Origin of the sequence: Niallia taxi, from assembly GCF_032818155.1 — a bacterium.
Classification (GTDB): domain Bacteria; phylum Bacillota; class Bacilli; order Bacillales; family Cytobacillaceae; genus Niallia; species Niallia taxi_A.
The window spans coordinates 1070095-1088343 of sequence record NZ_CP102590.1 but is presented as its reverse complement, the minus strand read 5'-3'; the positions used below and the strand labels follow the sequence as shown (position 1 = coordinate 1088343).

Annotated in this window: 18 protein-coding genes; 4 read left to right on the top strand and 14 right to left on the bottom strand. The window is 35.6% G+C overall.

Translation table 11 applies throughout. The annotated features are described in order from the left end of the window. Nucleotides 1–34: 34 nt before the first annotated feature. The 3 genes from NQZ71_RS24455 to NQZ71_RS24445 all read right to left on the bottom strand — a co-directional run bounded on the left by NQZ71_RS24455 (nt 35) and on the right by NQZ71_RS24445 (nt 3330). Nucleotides 35–349: a DUF3892 domain-containing protein gene (locus NQZ71_RS24455; RefSeq protein WP_144455486.1), complete on the bottom strand. Its 315-nt coding sequence runs from the start codon at nt 347–349 to the stop codon at nt 35–37. Between the two features lie 104 nt (nt 350–453). Further along, complete coding sequence (locus NQZ71_RS24450) at nt 454–1497, bottom strand: bifunctional transcriptional activator/DNA repair enzyme AdaA (protein WP_375545223.1); 1044 nt, start codon at nt 1495–1497, stop codon at nt 454–456. 636 nt (nt 1498–2133) lie between these two features. Next, nucleotides 2134–3330: a YhgE/Pip domain-containing protein gene (locus tag NQZ71_RS24445; protein WP_275008654.1), complete on the bottom strand. Its 1197-nt coding sequence runs from the start codon at nt 3328–3330 to the stop codon at nt 2134–2136. 169 nt (nt 3331–3499) lie between these two features. Here NQZ71_RS24445 and NQZ71_RS24440 point away from each other — a divergent pair, with 169 nt between their 5' ends. Further along, a complete protein-coding gene (locus tag NQZ71_RS24440) occupies nt 3500–4117 on the top strand; it encodes a TetR/AcrR family transcriptional regulator (protein ID WP_144457555.1) in 618 nt (205 codons plus the stop codon). A gap of 45 nt (nt 4118–4162) precedes the next feature. Continuing rightward, on the top strand, nt 4163–5086 hold the full coding sequence (locus NQZ71_RS24435; RefSeq protein ID WP_144457557.1) for an MBL fold metallo-hydrolase: 924 nt from the start codon (nt 4163–4165) through the stop codon (nt 5084–5086). Between the two features lie 250 nt (nt 5087–5336). Here the strand turns inward: NQZ71_RS24435 and NQZ71_RS24430 are convergent, their stop codons facing one another. The 6 genes from NQZ71_RS24430 to NQZ71_RS24405 all read right to left on the bottom strand — a co-directional run bounded on the left by NQZ71_RS24430 (nt 5337) and on the right by NQZ71_RS24405 (nt 11441). Next, on the bottom strand, nt 5337–5693 hold the full coding sequence (locus NQZ71_RS24430; protein ID WP_144457755.1) for a VOC family protein: 357 nt from the start codon (nt 5691–5693) through the stop codon (nt 5337–5339). Between the two features lie 687 nt (nt 5694–6380). Then, a complete protein-coding gene (locus tag NQZ71_RS24425) occupies nt 6381–7220 on the bottom strand; it encodes a MurR/RpiR family transcriptional regulator (RefSeq protein ID WP_317011936.1) in 840 nt (279 codons plus the stop codon). A 390-nt stretch (nt 7221–7610) separates the two neighbouring features. Then, on the bottom strand, nt 7611–8303 hold the full coding sequence (locus tag NQZ71_RS24420; protein ID WP_144457561.1) for an N-acetylmannosamine-6-phosphate 2-epimerase: 693 nt from the start codon (nt 8301–8303) through the stop codon (nt 7611–7613). 21 nt (nt 8304–8324) lie between these two features. Then, on the bottom strand, nt 8325–9857 hold the full coding sequence (locus NQZ71_RS24415; protein WP_127739514.1) for a PTS transporter subunit EIIC: 1533 nt from the start codon (nt 9855–9857) through the stop codon (nt 8325–8327). Between the two features lie 268 nt (nt 9858–10125). Further along, nucleotides 10126–10581 (bottom strand): nucleoside deaminase, encoded by a 456-nt coding sequence (locus NQZ71_RS24410; protein ID WP_317011934.1) that lies wholly within the window; start codon nt 10579–10581, stop codon nt 10126–10128. 41 nt (nt 10582–10622) lie between these two features. Next, a complete protein-coding gene (locus NQZ71_RS24405; protein WP_260055019.1) occupies nt 10623–11441 on the bottom strand; it encodes a purine-nucleoside phosphorylase in 819 nt (272 codons plus the stop codon). 282 nt (nt 11442–11723) lie between these two features. Between NQZ71_RS24405 and NQZ71_RS24400 the strand changes: the two genes are divergently transcribed. Beyond that, nucleotides 11724–12938 carry an ROK family protein gene (locus tag NQZ71_RS24400; RefSeq protein ID WP_144457569.1) on the top strand — a complete coding sequence of 405 codons (1215 nt, stop codon included), beginning with the start codon at nt 11724–11726 and terminating at the stop codon, nt 12936–12938. A 113-nt stretch (nt 12939–13051) separates the two neighbouring features. On the opposite strand, the gene NQZ71_RS24395 is transcribed toward NQZ71_RS24400, so the two are convergent. The 5 genes from NQZ71_RS24395 to NQZ71_RS24375 form a co-directional block, all read right to left on the bottom strand. Next, nucleotides 13052–14020, bottom strand: a complete 969-nt coding sequence (locus NQZ71_RS24395; RefSeq protein WP_317011933.1) for an alpha/beta hydrolase — start codon at nt 14018–14020, stop codon at nt 13052–13054. A gap of 354 nt (nt 14021–14374) precedes the next feature. Then, nucleotides 14375–15325, bottom strand: a complete 951-nt coding sequence (locus NQZ71_RS24390; protein WP_317011931.1) for an NAD-dependent epimerase/dehydratase family protein — start codon at nt 15323–15325, stop codon at nt 14375–14377. A 140-nt stretch (nt 15326–15465) separates the two neighbouring features. Beyond that, the gene (locus NQZ71_RS24385) at nt 15466–16347 is read right to left on the bottom strand and encodes a MurR/RpiR family transcriptional regulator (RefSeq protein WP_144457573.1); all 882 of its coding nucleotides are present in this window, start codon (nt 16345–16347) and stop codon (nt 15466–15468) included. Nucleotides 16348–16507: 160 nt separating this feature from the next. Beyond that, nucleotides 16508–16909, bottom strand: a complete 402-nt coding sequence (locus NQZ71_RS24380) for a hypothetical protein (protein WP_144457575.1) — start codon at nt 16907–16909, stop codon at nt 16508–16510. Nucleotides 16910–17109: 200 nt separating this feature from the next. Next, on the bottom strand, nt 17110–17400 hold the full coding sequence (locus NQZ71_RS24375; protein WP_127739521.1) for a hypothetical protein: 291 nt from the start codon (nt 17398–17400) through the stop codon (nt 17110–17112). 216 nt (nt 17401–17616) lie between these two features. Here NQZ71_RS24375 and NQZ71_RS24370 point away from each other — a divergent pair, with 216 nt between their 5' ends. Then, on the top strand, nt 17617–17988 hold the full coding sequence (locus tag NQZ71_RS24370; RefSeq protein ID WP_127739522.1) for a VOC family protein: 372 nt from the start codon (nt 17617–17619) through the stop codon (nt 17986–17988). Nucleotides 17989–18249 lie beyond the last annotated feature (261 nt).

Below are 18249 nucleotides of genomic sequence, written 5' to 3'. Positions count from 1 at the left end.
TTTAGAGAGAAAGGCGTCCTTACTTTCTATCTTCCTAAAAAGACGGTAGGTTATCTAAGTTATTTTCAGTAATACCATCAGGCTCACTTCGAATAATATCCCTGCCATACTTATGAAATACATCTATATGTGCTAACTTACCTGCTTTAGCTTCCTCAAGTGCAGTTAAATAATCTAACTCTCTTCCACTGCTTGTTTTAAAAGCGATAATATCTTCATCCTCGTTTTTGCGTACCGCAATAATTTGTTCAGTTCCAGATGCTGCCTCCTCAGCTGCTTCCATTCGAGCCTGATCTTTTCCTTGTTGCATGTATTCATCATATGTTTTTTGAAAGTCCTTACTTTCCATTAAATCACCTCCAAAATATTTTATTAGTTTGTACTCTAGTTAAAAGTGTTATGTATTAGCGATAATTAAAAGGACGGTTTGCATATGAAGGCAAACCGTCCTTTTTAATTTCCAATTGGTTTTTCTAACTCAAGTAAATACTTTTTCCGCTCTATTCCACCACCATACCCGCCTAATTCCCCGTTTGTATTTATTACTCTATGACAAGGAATAATGATGGCAATTTGGTTTGCACCATTCGCATTGCCAACAGCTCTAACAAGATTTTTATCTCCTAATTTAGAGGCAATATCTTGATAGGACATCGTTTGGCCTGTAGGAATGGACGAAAGAATATCCCATACCCTCATTTGAAAAGGAGTACCGTTTTTTAAAATAGGAATGGAAAATTGAAATAGCTTATTGGAAAAATATAAATTCAACTGGTGTACTAAGCTTGTATGAACATCCGTATTTCCAGGTAGGATTCTTGCATTATGCTTCACCCGCAATTTTTCTATTTCCCTTTCAAGCCCTCTTCTATCTGTAAACTCTAACAAATATAAATAATCTGCATCAGTCAAGCTAATCATATTTCCCAGCGGTGTGGAAAAGATGTTCGCATGAATAATCGAAATAGAGGTTTTCTTTGGCGGATTACCCATAATTTTTGTAAATGCATCATTAAATCCGCTTGGAGAATCATAGCCAACAGATACTTGCTGTTCAATTACTTTTTTTCCAGTAATTATCTTTTTGAATGCCATTCCCATGCGACGAGAGCGGGCATATTGTACAAATGTCATTCCATACACTTCTTTAAACTTTCTTCTGGCTGTTGCAGAATGAATACCTAATTCATGAAAATCTGCTTCCTTCCATCTTTTCTCCGGATTATTTTCAATTGCCGCAACTAATATCTCGACTTCCTCTGGGATACTGTGAGGATAATGGAGCGGATTACATCGTTTACAAGGACGAAACCCTGCTAATAACGCTTCTTCTGCGGTTAAATAAAATTCACAGTTTTCGTATTTCGGCTTTTTCGCAGTACATGTTGCATGACAAAATATTCCTGTTGTTTTAATCCCCGCAAAAAAAATACCATCGTATTGAGGATTTTTTTCTACTAACGCTTTATAGAATTCTTGTTTCTTTCTTTCAGACATAATCAAAGTCGGCTCACCTCATTTTTGATTTAATTTTTAAAAATAAACAGACAAAAGATGTCTTCCATGTCTTTAATAGTCTCTTCAACTGTTCAAAGTACACATTTCTGCATCATTTCATCTATGCCCATACTTTAAGGAATAATTAACGGATTCCCGTCTTTTCTTAGCTTGTATTATTCATTATAAAGACCCAAAGAGAGAAATACTTTCGAAAAATGAACAAGTAATTTTTTATTTGCTGTTTTAGAAAGCCATAAAGAAAAAAATAAAACGAAGCTGGGACAAAACAAAAGATAAGCTTTCTAAACACGAATAATAGAATTACAACTAAATTTGAAAAATGAAGGTTGTGTCTAAATAGAATTTTTGAGTTAAAGTTAGTTCGTTTCATTGCGCTGCAGCCACTCGCTTTCCGCGGGGAGGAAGCTGAGCCTCCTCGTCTTCGCCTGCGGGGTCTCAGCCTTTCCTCTATTTCCCGCAGGAGTCGAGTGTCCTCCGCTCCACTCCACTAAGATTTCTAATCATTTGTATTAAACCTAAAGAAACCAAAAAACCGAACCATTTAATCATTAGTCGATTTAATGGTTCGGTTTTTACATAAATTCACATACTTTTGTCCCAGCCTCGTTAAGATTATCCTTCTAAATTTTGATTTTGTGGGTTTTTATTTGCTTCATTAACTCTTAATGCAGTAGCAAGCATAACAATTAAGCCACCTGCTCCAATCCAAACAAGATGTGAAACAGAATCCCAAGTTAATCCTTTTCCGAAGAATAGAAGCTCACGTAATCCACCTACCATAAAGCGCATTGGCAACCAAGAATACACCCAATCATGATAGAATGGTGACATCATTTCCGGAGCCATAGCAAGTAATGGAGCACCAAAGAAAAGCATTAAGATAAATAATGGCATCCCTCGAAGTCCTATCAGAGACAGAACTGCTGAAATCATAAGGAAGAAACTAAAGGATGTTAAAGATAAAAACAGAGCTGTATTTGTGAAATCTGGAATGTGAAGTCCCACCAGGTCACTTGCAATCCAAGTTAATCCAAATCCAACGACAAGCGTGGCAATCGCACCAATTAGAATTTGCACTAATTTTACTGCAAAGTTTCTTTTTCTATTAGCAGTATTAGCTATTTTTCTAAGAGCGACATAAATAATAGCAGCACTTGCTAAGCTCGCCATCCAAAGTGGCTGGAATAAAGAAACCGGAGCATTTCCGTTTGCGCTATTAGTACCTGTTTCGTTGACATTAGTGACCTTACTTGTAATAGGTGCTGCTAGAATTTCAGCTTGCTTTGCTGTTATTGTTGCTCCTTGTTGTTCTAATCCTTGTAGAAGCTGTGTACGAACATTATTGTTCATATTATCAACAATTCCATTCAATATTTGTCCTGCCAAAGTTGATGCCATTGTATTCATACCTTGGTTTACGTATATTTCAATTCCTGCAGGAGACGGTGCTGCAGTTTGTAAGGAAGCTTGCTTCGCACTTAAATCCTTTGGAATAACTAATGCTGCGTAATATTCCTGATTATCTAAGCCTTTTTGCAATTCTTCTGTGTTTTTCACTTCAACCCACTTTACTGTTGGGTCTTTTTGATCTGATGACGCTTTTGAGTTTTCTTTAATCATTTCCACGAGCTGTTTGCCCATATTCATTTTTGCCTGATTAGGAAGTTCTACCCCTTCGTCCTCATTAACGATAGCAATCGGTAAGTTTTTAGGCTCTGGTTGAACAGATGGAATTAGTGTTAAGGAAAAAATAAATATAATAGCCAATGCAATGATTGGTGTTAGCAACAATAATTTGTTTTTAAACATATTTGAGCTCCTCCAAAATAATAAGTTATAATAAAAGAACACCGTGTTGTTTTATTACGTTCTAAATTATAAATGTGAATGACAATCCCTTCAATAAGCAAAAATGCAAAATGTGTTGGTTACAGAACACATTCCTTAAATGTGTGGGATAAGTGGATAGGAGGAAAAAATGGCTGATAGTAAAACCGATTTACGAATAATTCGCACGAAAGAATCCATCCTTACTGCTCTAATTGATTTAATAGAGGAAAAAGGCTTTGAAACAATTACAGTAAAAGATATAACGAATCGGGCAAATATAAATAGAGGAACATTTTACGCACATTATCAAGATAAATTCGACTTAATGGCAAAATGTGAAGAAAAAGTGATGCTAGAAATTTCTAGTATTGCAAAGCAAAACTTCCCAAACGTTATCGCTTCACTTGAAATGGATTCTTCAAATGTACCACCATTCCCGCTCACTGTTTCTTTATTTGAATATCTAAATAAAAATAGTGATATTATGAAAGCTTTATTAGGTCCAAAAGGAGATTTATCCTTTCAAACAAGACTGAAAGAATTTATGTGGGACACACTTTACGGAAATAATCCAATTGCCCTTGTAAAGGAAGAAAACTTTCTTGTACCTGGTCAATATTTATCCTCTTACATGGGAACTGCCTTAATAGGAGTTGTTCAACAATGGCTTAATAGCGGCCGAAAAGAATCTCCTCAAGAAATGGCTCGAATCCTGACTATTATTAATGTCAATGGTCCCTTCTATGCTGCTGGGTTAAAAAAATAACCTTAAGAACTATAAAGAGATAACGATTATATAGTGGAGGTAATGATGAAACAGAAACAACGCTATGCAAATTTAGATAATATTGATACGAAAAAAACATTTAATGATTTTCGACGCTGGCAAAAGGAACGCAGAAGTAATAAAAAGGATTTAAAGCTCAAGATTGAACAGGCACCCATTAAAGAAGTAGAGAAATTACATAATAATGATAGGAGTGCTTCTATAACATGGATTGGACATTCTACCTTTTTGATACAGATGAATGGTCTGAATATGTTAACAGATCCTGTCTGGGCTAATAGAATGGGGTTTCAAAAAAGACTTACTGTGCCAGGAATTCCACTAGATGATTTACCTGCAATTGATGTAGTATTTATCTCCCATGGACATTATGATCATCTCGATTACCCAACATTAAAAAAGCTAAAAGGCAATCCTACTTATTATGTTCCGATCGGTTTAGGCAAAGCTTTTAAAAAGCGCGGTTTAATTAAAGTCATCGAAAGTAATTGGTATGATTCGTTCCAGCAGCATGATCTAACCTTCTCCTTTGTCCCCGCCCAGCATTGGACAAAAAGAACTATTACTGACACAAATACATCTCATTGGGGTGGCTGGATTATTGAAGGAAAGGAGCATTCCGTGTATTTTGTCGGTGACACAGGTTATTTTAGAGGCTTTAAAGAAGTAGCTGAGAAATTTAACATCCAAACAGTCTTAATGCCAATTGGAGCCTACGAACCAGAGTGGTTTATGAAAGTAAGTCATATAAACCCAGAGGACTCGGTTCGTGCTTTTTTAGAGTTAAACGGAAGCACCTTTATCCCCATGCACTATGGAACATATCATTTAGCTGATGATACTGGTCCAGAGGCTTTGGCAAGATTAGATGCAGAGTGGCACAGATTAAATGTAGATGCTTCGCAATTAAAAAAACTGCTTATTGGGGAAACATTTTGGCTTGAGTAAAAGAGCACTTCAAATTGAAGTGCTCTTTTTGTATATCATAAGGTTTCTAACAAGGGGATTACAGACGGACTACCACATCAGTTTTAAATTTCAATTGCGGAAAGCTTATTTCGGCAATCATCCTATCTCCACCTGCGCCTGCAAACTGGATACATTTGAAAAGGACTTTCTATCATTTACCGAAAGTTCTCGTTTTTTCCTTCTTAATCCTGTCCTGTCATACCTTAAGAAGCTGCTCGAGTTTGTCTAATTACAGCTCACTTTTCTCCCATAGCTCAATTAGCCTGCCTTCAGGGTCTTTAATCCATATAAACTCACCAAATTCGCTAGTCTCTTTATTTTTTTCAAGCGGAACACCAATTTGTTCAAGATGCTTTATCGTCTCGTCTAGATTAAATACTTGAAAATTCAACATTACTTGCTGTTCTGTTGGAAAGTACTGGTCATCTTCAGCAAACAAAGAAAAAATCGTTTCATTTCCTGATTGCGGTTTAATAATAGTCCCGTTCCAATCTCCTATATCCAATTTCAACGCCTCATTATACCATTTTTTCACGACATCTATATTATTAGTCCTCCAAAATATCCCGCCAAAACCTTTTATCATAAAAACATCATTCCCTTCTTCCATGTACTTCATTTTTCTACTCATAATAGAAATTCAAGAAATAAATATAAATTCCTTCTTCAATAAAAAGAGCCTGGGACAAAACAAAAGATAACCTTTCTAAACACGAATAATAAAATTACATCAATATTTAAAAAATGAAAAATGAAGCTTGTGGCTAAATAGAATATGGTTTCAAAATAAGTTCGTTCCATTACGCTACACCCACTCGCTTTCCACGGGGAGGAAGCTGAGCCTCCTCGTCTTCGCCTGCGGGGTCTCAGCCTTTCCTCTATTTCCCGCAGGAGTCGAGTGGCCTCCGCTCCATTCACTAAGATTTCTAATTATTGTATTAAAAACTATTAAAAACAAAAACAGAACCATTTAATAAATAGTTGATTAAGTAGTTCGATCTTTACGCACATACTTATGTCCCAGCACTCGATTCCTTCACTATGTTTACCAAAATTCGCTTTTAATATTTGGTATTTAAAGTAATTATTACCTAATTACTTTCTAAAGCCGATTATTCTGTCTGTTGAAAACAAACAAATTATTAACATTAAATTACACTTTTTATAGTAATTTAAACTTCCTTTCTTTCTACCACTTATAACTCGTTTTTGACTTAAGTCTTAAACCAATTATTTGTCTAGGTATTGCTAACAATATGTAAAAAGTGACTGCTTAAATATCTTTCAAAGCATTTAAAGTCTTATTGCGAAACTGAATACGGTTCATATAGTCCTTTGCCACTAGTTCTGTGTAAATTAAATCAAAAAGTAAAAATAGAGGTAAAGTTGGAGAAATATTTTGACCCATATGCATATTACTTTTATTTGTAACCAAAAGTGTCAGATCTGCTAACTGAGACAGCTGCGATTTTTTATCACTTGTAATTGCAAGAATAGACGCCCCCTGCTTCTTGGCAATATTAATAGCATCGGTAACTTCTCTCGTTTTACCAGAAACAGAAATGCCAATGACGAGACATTTTTTTGTGCTTAAAGCGGCATCCATCACAGCTTGATGTGGATCTGTGATGGATTCAACATGTATACCGATTCGAAAAAATTTCCATTTAAACTCTTGAGCAGCAATCCCTGAATTACCGATACCGTAAACATGAACTTTATGTGCACTGTTTATAAGTGACACGGCTTCTTGAATATCCAAAACATTCATTTTTCGGAAGGTTGTTTCAATAATCTCCAAATGGTTTTGATAGAGATTAGAAAAATAATCAATCTCTTTAATATCAGTATTCCTCGTAGGTTTGTTTCTTAGGTCGATATATCGTTTTAACTCATGTTTAAATTCATTAAATCCGGAAAAAGATATTTTTTGACAAAAACGAGTAATGGTAGCAGGTGATATGTGAATTTTTTTTGCAATTTGACTAATTGTTAATTGACTGATTTCATCAGGATTTTTAATAATATAATTTGCTAAGTCCGCCTCAGAGCTTGTAAATTTCTCCATGGTGGAAGCTATACCATTAAGAAGGTTCTCACCGAGATATTCCATAATGATTTCTCCTCTTTTAGATATAATATTCATTCTATAAACACACTGATGACCTTATTCAAAGTGCTTGAAGCAATTAGAATGCATCACTGGCAATTGATAATAAAATAACCCCATAAACCTTGATTACATTAAGTTTTTTAGTTTGGTGATGATTAATTATAACTTACTATTGCTTGAGTGGCATTCACCATTATTGTTTTATTTAACATGTTTTCTTATTTATTGAGATATCCTTCGGTTTTGAGATGATTATGTCTGGAAAGCCAGAATTAGAAATAGTTTTTGTATTTAGAAATAAAAAGGCAGCAGAAGGTTTAATGGTAATAAACCTTCTACTGCCTAAATAATTTTCAGACTTTTTAGTATTCGCGAAACCGCTTAAGTTTATTATCTTTGCAAAGCATCCACAAATCTTTTCGTAATTAACTGTGGTCTTGTAATCGCACCTCCGACAACAACTGCATGGACGTTCATATTTAACAAGGAGCGGGCAATTTCTGGGGTTAATACATTCCCTTCTGCGATAACCTTTGCTTTTTTCACTTCTTTGATAATTTGTTTAATAACAGCATAATCATGATCATCAATTTTTAAGCCCTTTGTCTCTTCCGTATATCCATATAACGTGGGTGCCACAATATCAAATCCTAACTCATCAGCGAAAATAGCTTCATCAACTGTTGAAACATCAGCCATCAGAAGTATATGAGGATACGCCCTTCTAACTTCTTGATAAAATGATTGTAAATCACTACCATCAGGGCGGATTCGATTCGTTGCATCAGTCGCAATTATTTCGGTACCTGTCTTGGCTAATGCATCGATCTCTTGCATGGTTGGCGTAATAAAAACAGGCTGGTCCCCATACACTTTTTTGATGATGCCAATTACAGGAAGAGATACTTGCTTCTTTATCTCGATAATATCAGAGACAGAGTTTGCCCGAATTCCAACTGCACCGCCTTCCTTTGCGGCTATTGCCATACGGCCCATGATAAACGAACTATGCAATGGTTCCCCTTCTAAAGCTTGACATGAAACGATTAATCCTTTATTAATTTGTTCTAGTACTTGATACATTCCAAACACTTCCTTTAATTATTACTGACCTAAATACTCCTCTACTTCGTTTTTAATAATAGTAACTTGAGGCCCATAAATAATTTGGACACCTGTTCCCTTTTTCACGATTGCTTTTGAACCAGTCTGTTTAATGACATCATCATTCACTAAGGATTCATCCTTAATGGTTATACGTAAACGTGTCGCACAGCAATCGACAACATCAATATTTTGTTCTCCGCCTAATCCTTGAACAATCGTTTTAGCCCGCTCTGTCGCTGCTACTTGCTCAGTAACCTGCTCCTCATCTTCGCGTCCAAGGACTTTAAAATTCCTTTTTCTTATCAAAAACTTGAATGTAAAGTAATATAAGAAGAACCATGGAATACCTACCAATAACACATATGGCCAATTTGTTTTATCAACACCTTGCAATACTCCAAATAAAATAAAATCAATAAATCCGCCTGAGAAGGTTTGACCAACAGTAATATTAAAAATATCTGCCATCATAAAAGCAAAACCATCAAAAATGGAATGTACTAAATAAAGAAGCGGTGCCACGAATAAAAAGCTGAATTCTAGTGGTTCTGTAATTCCAGTTAAGAATGAAGTTAGCGCCGCTGATAGTAGTATTCCTGCTACTACTTTTCTATTTTTCTTTTTAGAGCAATGATAGATAGCTAGTGCGGCACCTGGCAGACCAAACATCATCGTAATAAATCGGCCAGACATGAATCTTGAGACCCCTTCATAATATTGTTCAGTCGAAGGATCACCTAATTGGGCAAAGAAGATATTTTGAGTACCGCTTACAATTTTCCCGCTTATCTCTAATGTTCCGCCAAGAGCCGTTTGCCAGAATGGAAGATAGAAAATATGGTGCAACCCAAGCGGTCCCAGCATACGCAAAAGAAATCCATAAAAAAGGGTTCCAATTTCTCCGGTACTTGTTACAAGTGATCCTAATTGGTTAATAAACGCTTGGAAATAAGGCCAAATTAGAAAAAGAATTGCTCCTACAAAAATGGAAGCAAACGACACAACGATCGGAATAAAGCGCGAGCCTCCAAAGAATCCCAATACTTGAGGCAGCTGAATTTTATTGTATTTATTGTGCAAAGCAGCTGCCACAATACCAACAATAATGCCACCGAATACCCCAGTTTCTAATGTTTGTATTCCAACTGACATTCCTTGCCCTGCCCCAGTCAAATTTTCGTGCACCAGGTCACCAGTTAAAAAAAGTAAGGCATTGATGGTACTATTCATGACAAAATAACCAATCATTGCAGCTAAACCTGCTGTTGCTTTATCGGAACGAGCTAACCCAATCGCTACACCTACTGCGAATATAATAGGCAGGTTACCAAATACAATGGAGCCTGCAGCACTCATAATGGTAAAAATAGCTTGTAACCAACTAATATCTAAAAATGGATATGCTGAAACAGTATTTGGATTTGACAGCGCACCACCTATACCTAATAACAAACCCGCTGCTGGTAATACAGCAATCGGCAGCATAAACGATTTACCAAATTGCTGAGCTTTTTCAAAAGCTTTTTTCATTGCTGTTCCCCTCCCTTATCTTGATTTTTGTTCTTTCTATATCGTTATCATATATCCGCAAATAGACTGGTTCAATGGGGTTTCAAACGGTTTCAAGCATTTTCATCCATCTCTTCCAAACTATGAAAATTGTTTCAGTTAATTAGCTCGCCACCACCAAAGGTAATCTCCATTCCTATTTTTCTCACAAAAAAAAAGCCCAATAAAAACTGATTGGACTTTTTAAAAAAATTACTATTTTTTTCTATCAATGCATGAGCCTTTATGTTTAAAACGTATATCCTTCAAAAACACTTAAGCCTTCTTCATTTAATGTTTTTTCTACTACTAATGGTGTATTTGGGCTTTTTTCGAACACTTCGCTGCATGAAATCATTATATTACTGCCAGCTATTTCTGATAGCTGATCGTGTGTGACACTGAATACTAATCTTCCTAAATTCGCCCAAACCATTGCCCCAGAACACATCACACATGGTTCACAGCTTGTGTATAACGTGTATTCGCTCAAATCAAAGATATTGTTCTCAGAGCAATACCTTCTGATTAGCCCAATTTCGGCATGATGTGTAGGATCACAGAAAGTATTTATTTTGTTTTCGCCGACCATTACAATTTCGTCGTCTTTGACTAAAATAGCTCCGAAAGGTTCATTGCCTTCCTTTCGGGCTTGTTTAGCTATATCAATTGCTTTTCTCATAAACAATTCATCTTTATTTGTCACAGTTAGAAGCTCCAATCACATAACCTTTTTTTGATTTACACTTACATTTTCTCGATAATCCCTTTAACTAATTGAATAAACTTCTCCCTCACCATTGCTGCTGTTTCTATTACCTCTTCATGGCTTAGCGGCTGATCAAGAATTCCACATGCCATATTTGTTAAGCAGGAAATACCAAGGACCTTCATTTGTCCATGAACAGCTACTATCGCTTCTGGAACGGTCGACATACCAACAGCATCTGCGCCTAATGTACGAATCATGCGGATTTCAGCTGGTGTTTCATAAGCAGGTCCGCTCCACCATGCATAAACTCCATTTTGCAAAGTCGTATTTTGATCATTAGCAACCTCAGTAGCAATTGTTCGCAAATTGCGATTATACACTTCCGAAACATCAGGAAAACGAGTGCCTAATTCAGGATTATTTGGTCCGATTAGTGGATTTGTACCGACCAAATTAAGGTGGTCTGTAATTAGCATTAAGTCGCCTGGGTTAAAGCTTGTGTTAATGGCACCGCAAGCATTTGTAATTATTAACTCCTCTACACCAAGCGCCTTCATAACACGTACAGGAAAAGTTACCTCATCCAAGGTGAATCCTTCATAATAATGAAAACGTCCCTTCATCGCCAAAACTGTTTTCCCATTTAAGCTTCCAATAACTAATTCATTTGCATGCCCTACTGCTTCAGATTTTGCAAAGTGAGGAATTTCACTATACGGAATGATAAAGGGGTTTTCTATTTCGTCTGCCAGATTCCCTAAGCCAGACCCTAGAATTAAACCAATCGTCGGGCGATAAGCCGTCTTAGTCATGATAAAATCTCTTGCTTCGAAAATTTCATGTGTCTTGTGCATTACTAATTCCTCCTTGAATGAAATATCTAAATTCTTATTGTTTAAAATACTTCTGCTATGGTCAGTTTAATAGGTTAGTCTTGAGATGTAAATGACTTTTTATCATTTTTATAAAAAGTATAATAAATAATCTGATTAACTAATATAAAATGAAACTAACATTTAAATCTTTTCTTTTTTTATAAAAAAAGTATTTTACAGATTACCTTTTTCTTTATGTTCATTTTAGATAAAATGAACATAAGCGATAGCCTTTACAGGGCCAAATTATGGGGGAAACACATGCTAAAAAAATTTACCGAATTATCTTCGCCAAAAGCCAGAAACCTAAAGCTCTTATATAGCTTGGTCCGTAAATTGGGGCCAGTTAAAATAAATAGATTAACGGAGCTCACAGGCTTTAAACATGTCACTTGTGCTCGTTTACTGGAGGAGCTTGTTGATGAAGGGCTAATCTATGATAGTGGTGTAGGCAAATCAAGTGGTGGCCGTAAGCCGTTAATGTACGTAATCAAGCCAGATGCTTATTACTTAATTGGTGTCGAAATCACCAGTTTTTACACAACCGTATTACTACTTGATTTAAAACTGAATATTGTAAGCGTTGAAAAGCTAAAAATGACTGCTGAATGTACGGGGAAATATACATTAAACTATATAACTGCCTGCGTTGATCAACTGCTGATCCAAAATAACATTCCAAAGGATAAGTTATTAGGTATTGGCGTTGGGGTGCTTGACCGTTTTGATGCAGAAAAAGGAATGATTACATCCACTCATTCCTTTCCTGCAGGTGGATGGGACATAAATTTGGTAGACTATTTAAAACAAACTAATAATGTCCCCGTTTTCCTTGATAATGGAACAGATTTAGCAGCACTAGCCGAATATAGGATGAATTACTGGCAGGATACTGACAATATAGTTTTTGTATCAAGTGATATCGGTATTCGTTGTGGAACTATTTCTCAAGGGAGATTGATTACTAACAAATTTGAAATGGAGGATGCTTTTGGGCATATCATCATAGATATTCATGGGCGTCGTTGCTCATGTGGGGCATACGGATGTCTGCAAGCTTACAGTAGTTTGCCAGCCATTCGTGATGAAGTAATACGTCTATTAAAACGTGGGAAAGCGTCTCTCCTGCAAGAAAAGCTGAGTAACATGGAGGATATTAATTTTCACCATATTTTATACGCGCTAGAACAAAATGATTCACTTTGTCTAGAAGTTGTGGAGGAAGCTGCTTATTATTTTGGTGTCGGCTTAAGTAACCTAATCTTCCTGTTACGTCCGGAAATTGTCATCTTCGGAGGAACTTTAGTTCCGAAACCTCTTTTCTTTGAAGCAGCTGCTAAAGCAGCAAGCAACCGACTGACACACTATTCAAGTGCAAAAATCAAAATGGTAAAATCATCTGATGCATACAATATTGTCGCACAAGGCGCAGGCTGTATGGTATTAGACCATTACACGGAGGATACACCTGTATAATGGCATTAATAGCTGCTATTTCGAGGGGGATTATCTAGAAAAAGGATAATACCCCTTATTTCCAGATAATTTGCAGCTCTGTTTCTCTGAGTCAGATAATCAAAAAATTCATGTCATTGAATTTTCAAAAACTCGTTAACCATTTTACACATTTCCTTGAAATAAGTCCAATGTAAATAATGATGGCCATCCAAGCTAACTAATTTTTTATTAGCTACATTGTTTAGTTGGTCTTTATAAAAGGTGATATTTGACTTACCTTGATTATTCAAGTCCTCCTTCGTAGTGAAAATCAGAACTGGTATATCAGCCGGAAAAGTCATTTTTTCTGTTTTATTGATGTTATCTTTAATCTCGTTTGCTTCACTCACTACATTCTTATTGTAGCCTTTCCAGGCTGTGACAGCTTTTGTTGTTTTTAAGTTTGTATTGGAATATGTACCATCTTCAGCAATCGGCAGAAAGCTATCTGGAGTTATATAGGAAGCTAACCTCGCCACACCAGTTGGGACTAAATAACTCATATATTTTGGCATAGAAGGAGCTGATTCACCGAAATAATTCAATGCCTGAGGTAATGTGGGATCAATTCCGATAATTGCTTTAACTTCCTCAGGATATGCATTAGCATAGTACATACTATAAATACCCGATATGGAGTGGGGCATCAATACATATGGCCCATTTATATTAGCTGCCTGTAAAGCTGCTCTCAACTCCCCAATTATGTTTTCAACGGTTCGCTCTTTCCCTGTTAAATCGCTCCAACCGTATCCAAAAGCTTCTACTACAACGACCTTGTTTTTCTTTGCTAATTCATTAACTAACGGCTCGAAGTCAAGAACTGGTGCGGTCGTTCCAAGTCCACTTAATAAAACAATTGTATTTTTTCCATCCCCTTTTTTATAGACATGCATATTCTTTCCGTCTATTTCGACTAGCTCTCCTATTGGAGGATATTTCTTTTTCTCGTAAATAGTTAGTAAATTACTGCATACAAACCAAATAACGAGAGCCGAAATTACCACTAACAATATAGTTTTCAAAACAGTTAAAAATCTTCGTTTCTTTTTTTTACTCAATTCCTCACTCCCTTTTTCTTATTTAACTTTTCAGCACATGATTTTTACATTATTTTCTAAATAACTCTTAGTCCATATTACTTTACATCTTAAATAAAGTAATCAACCTAAAGTAATATATCCTTGTCAGCCTTAAGATGTATTAATTTGTAAAAAGCTATTATTTCGGTACGTTGTTTAATTCAATCCTTTTTTCTTTTCATTTCAATTACTCAGTCAATAACGTTCGTTACATAGCCGCACTATTTTTGATACAAAAAAGGCTGCCAATGTAAGGCAGCCACTGATAAAATCTCAACACTATAGTCAGTATTTTCTTCTAGTTAGTTGAAAGCTTAATTTAAGCTTCCCGCACTAATTAATAACAAGATTTCTCTCCATATAATTCTTAATACTTTCTTCAACTGTTTCTAATGTAGTATATCTTGGTTGATATTCAATAAGCCGTTTTCCCTTTTCGATACTAAATTGACCACTGCGTGCAAGGTGATAATAAGAAGAATTAATATCATCTTCCTTTTCGACATGCTCACACCACTTGTCCCATGGAAGAAAACTGATTTTCGGTTCTTGGCCAAAGAAACGATACATCGCTTTTGCATATCCATATAAGGTCATGGAATCTGCAGCAACTGCATGGAAGCTTTCACCTAAAGCTTGGTTTCTATGTGTAATCGCATTCAAAAAAACTTGTGCAACATCATCTGCATGAACATGATGTAATGTCTCCATGCCTAAATTAGGAAGAAAAATTTCCTTTCCGTCAGCAATTTTTTGGAAAATGTCAGGATTGACATTTCCTAACGGACTAATGATATTCCATCCTGGACCAGAGATTTGTCCTGGCATAACCGTAGTTGCAGGGAAGCCATTTACACGATATTGCTCCTGCAAATATTGTTCACATTTGTACTTTTCGATTCCATACTCACAAATCGGCTCTTTAACACAATCCTCTATTACAGGTAGCATTTCAGCACGACCATGTGCCCAAATAGAGGAACAGAATAAATAATGAGACAATCTTGTATTATGAAGTGCTTCTACCATTTTCTTCGTATCTTCTAAAGTGAAATTGATTAAATCGATGACAATATCAGCTTCCATAGCTGCGACTTTTTCAGCAAATGCTTCATCATTGCTTCTATCTAAAATAACATTGGTAACTTCATTCCATGCATAATCACTTGTATATGGCTTGCTTTTCCCTCTGCTTATATTAAAAACATTGAATCCCGCTTTAACTAGCTTAGGAACTAAATAAGATCCTATATGCCCGCATCCACCGATAACTACGACCTTCATCAATCATTCCTCCCTTGAAATTGAATTTAACAGAGATTAACTAAAAATGAAATGGCTTTCAATCATCTTCGAAGTGTTTTCTATTATTTTCTGTGTTAATAACGATAAAACGTAAAAAGCTTTTCAATATTTTCTTAATCTTATTGCTCATCCTCTTTAATAATCTGATTATTAATTTGTCGTGTTTCCGTTCTTTGAGCTAATTTCACTTTAAAGTCATAATTTTTATCATATGCAACAGAAAATAAGCAAGAGTATAGAATATCTAAAATAAGAGAAATCGATTCAAGTGAGGCAAATCCAGCAATTTTAGTATACGATTTTTCTCTTGTTGTGATATGTAATGTTACATCCGCAAGTCTGGACAAACTGTTTTCTCCAATACTAGTAATAGCGATAATAGGGACCTTATTCATTTTTAAGTAATTCGCTGTTTCCAAAATGGATGCAGACTCACCTGAATAAGAAATACAAACTGCACAATCATTTGCAGATGTCATAACTGCTTCCTGATACATCATGCTTTCTGTAGGATTAGTGTCTGCTTTTTTGCCAATATGCCTTAATTTATAGACGAATTCTTGCCCTAAAAAAGTTAAATTAGATATGGTAAAAACCTTTACTTCACTACTGTTACTTAATAATCTAACTGCCTTTTTCAAGGAGTCATGGTGAATAAGAGATAAAGTGTCTTTCGCACTTTCAATATGTATCTGTGTAATTTTACTGGCAATATTCATCATAGAGTCTTGTTCTGTAAAAGGAGTATTTGCATCTAAATCCGTGAAATTTGTTTTTAAATAATCCACTTCTTTAAGAAAGGCCTTTTTCAACTCATTCCACCCGTTAAAGCCTAATTTTTTTGATATTCTTACTAAAATGGATGGGGAGGTATATGTCTCTTCAGCAATCATTGTTGTCGAATAATCATCAATAAGTTCTTGTTTTTCTAGAATAAAATCTAAAACAATCCTTTCATTAGGTGAGAACTTTAAAGTTTTCATTTTTTCTTGTAGTAACACTGCGATCACCTTTTCTAAAAAACTGCTTGTTACATTCATTATTTAAAATAAAATAGTTTTTGTAAAGTGTCTATACTGGAAATTCTGTTGCTGTCCCAAATCGGGGCAAAAATTCTGTCTACCTTTATTTTATAAGAAAAAGTAGTTGCAGACACCGATTTCACTGCTTTTTTTCAATTGCCATCCGCAAGTTTGCTATAACTCCAAGGAGCAAAAGGATGGAACAAAACAGCCTTTCAAATGTCGTTCCAAAAAGCTGCTGTGCGAATCCGAAGGACCATAGAGCAACAAAAAACCAGCAGACCACGGTTATTCCCCTTTTATGTTTAATCAGATTCCCTCCAATAACTAGTGTAAAAACTCCGCCAATTAAACTAATAATGATATTGAGAATAGAGATTGGCACTTGAGCTTCGAAGTCTTGAGAGCGTCCGCCATTAACAATCGTGAATGGAATAACACCACACAGAATAAGAACATGCAGCAGCAATGTCAATGTATAAAACCAAATCCCCATATTTACAGCTGTTTTCCATTTAATTAACCTTATTTTTTCTAACATATCTCAACCTCACTTCTTCATTTACCGATATGGAAAATATATATGAGTACAGTATCGATATTAACTTTATGCTTTGATAGATACACTAATGCAAACTAAAATGAATACATGGATGTAAAAAAACACAAAACACCAACCCGCGTGGGTTGGTGTTTTGTACTGGCGATGGGTAAATTCAAGTTTCTAAAATCATCTGTTGGTTAAACTGGCTTGTTCATTTGATCGGTCAAATTAGTCAGTATTGCACTATTTTCTTGGTCTGCGTCAAACTGGACAACATCATCATAATCAAAGGTGTGTAAACTCTCCGGAAATGTTTCCTTTAAATAATCAACAAATGCCTGAATGTCGTTGCCAACATTGTTATTTTGACGGAATTCCATCAGGATTTGACGGAATTTATGCGGAGGTAAATCGCATTGAATATGATAGGATTTACTAATGCCTAAATGGTTTTCGTCTGAACTATAAAGATTATAAATGTTAGTCAAATGAAACTCCCCTTTTAGTTGGAATGAACCCTTTTATTTTACCCTGAAAAGGGAAAAATATAGCAGAATTGCTGAATTTTATTCAGTATAGAAACTATTCAGTGGCAGAAATGAGGCTTTTACATAAAACTTTTAACCACGCTAGTATTCCATCATTCCTTTATAGTAAAATGAAATAAAATTTTTCCGAAAATTCACAAAAAAGAAGAAGGACAAATGAAATTAGGTGCATTTTCTGTAAGTTTAAACGTAAAAGACATTCATGTTTCCAAAGCTTTCTACGAAAAATTAGGATTCCAAGCTTTAGGTGGTGACATAGCTAATAATTGGCTTATTATGAAGAATGAAAATAGCATCATTGGCTTATTCCAAGGAATGTTTGAAAAGAATATTCTAACCTTTAATCCAGGCTGGGATCAAAACGCTGAAAATCTCGAATCGTTTACAGATGTCCGAGAAATTCATAACCAACTAAAGACTGAGGGAATAACCATGCTTTCTGCAGCTGTTGAAACAAAAGAGGGACCTGCTCATTTTTTCATTGAAGATCCAGACGGGAATCAAATTCTTGTAGATCAGCATCGTTGAAAAGGTTTACTGATGGAGCCCAGCTATAAAATTATGTTCGTTTCATTGTGCGCACGTCCTCGCGCTTTCCACGGGGAGGAAGATGAGCCTCCTCTAGCATCGCCTATGGAGTCTCATCCTTTCCTCTATTTCCCTTAGTAGTCGAGTGGCTTCCGCTTCATTCCACTAAGATTTTTTATTATAAGAGATATTCTAAAGCTACAAACTTTATTGAACAAGACAAATAAAGAACCCAAACTAAACCCTACTTTTAAATAAATT

Excerpts from the sequence above, each read along its gene's own strand:
- NQZ71_RS24390 (WP_317011931.1), bottom strand. The coding sequence starts at position 15,325 with ATGAAGGTCGTAGTTATCGGTGGATGCGGGCATATAGGATCTTATTTA.
- NQZ71_RS24415 (WP_127739514.1), bottom strand. The coding sequence starts at position 9,857 with ATGAAAAAAGCTTTTGAAAAAGCTCAGCAATTTGGTAAATCGTTTATG.
- NQZ71_RS24420 (WP_144457561.1), bottom strand. The coding sequence starts at position 8,303 with ATGTATCAAGTACTAGAACAAATTAATAAAGGATTAATCGTTTCATGT.
- NQZ71_RS24445 (WP_275008654.1), bottom strand. The coding sequence starts at position 3,330 with ATGTTTAAAAACAAATTATTGTTGCTAACACCAATCATTGCATTGGCT.
- NQZ71_RS24370 (WP_127739522.1), top strand. The coding sequence starts at position 17,617 with ATGAAATTAGGTGCATTTTCTGTAAGTTTAAACGTAAAAGACATTCAT.
- NQZ71_RS24425 (WP_317011936.1), bottom strand. The coding sequence starts at position 7,220 with ATGGAATATCTCGGTGAGAACCTTCTTAATGGTATAGCTTCCACCATG.
- NQZ71_RS24400 (WP_144457569.1), top strand. The coding sequence starts at position 11,724 with ATGCTAAAAAAATTTACCGAATTATCTTCGCCAAAAGCCAGAAACCTA.
- NQZ71_RS24435 (WP_144457557.1), top strand. The coding sequence starts at position 4,163 with ATGAAACAGAAACAACGCTATGCAAATTTAGATAATATTGATACGAAA.
- NQZ71_RS24380 (WP_144457575.1), bottom strand. The coding sequence starts at position 16,909 with ATGTTAGAAAAAATAAGGTTAATTAAATGGAAAACAGCTGTAAATATG.
- NQZ71_RS24455 (WP_144455486.1), bottom strand. The coding sequence starts at position 349 with ATGGAAAGTAAGGACTTTCAAAAAACATATGATGAATACATGCAACAA.
- NQZ71_RS24440 (WP_144457555.1), top strand. The coding sequence starts at position 3,500 with ATGGCTGATAGTAAAACCGATTTACGAATAATTCGCACGAAAGAATCC.
- NQZ71_RS24450 (WP_375545223.1), bottom strand. The coding sequence starts at position 1,497 with ATGTCTGAAAGAAAGAAACAAGAATTCTATAAAGCGTTAGTAGAAAAA.
- NQZ71_RS24430 (WP_144457755.1), bottom strand. The coding sequence starts at position 5,693 with ATGATAAAAGGTTTTGGCGGGATATTTTGGAGGACTAATAATATAGAT.
- NQZ71_RS24405 (WP_260055019.1), bottom strand. The coding sequence starts at position 11,441 with ATGCACAAGACACATGAAATTTTCGAAGCAAGAGATTTTATCATGACT.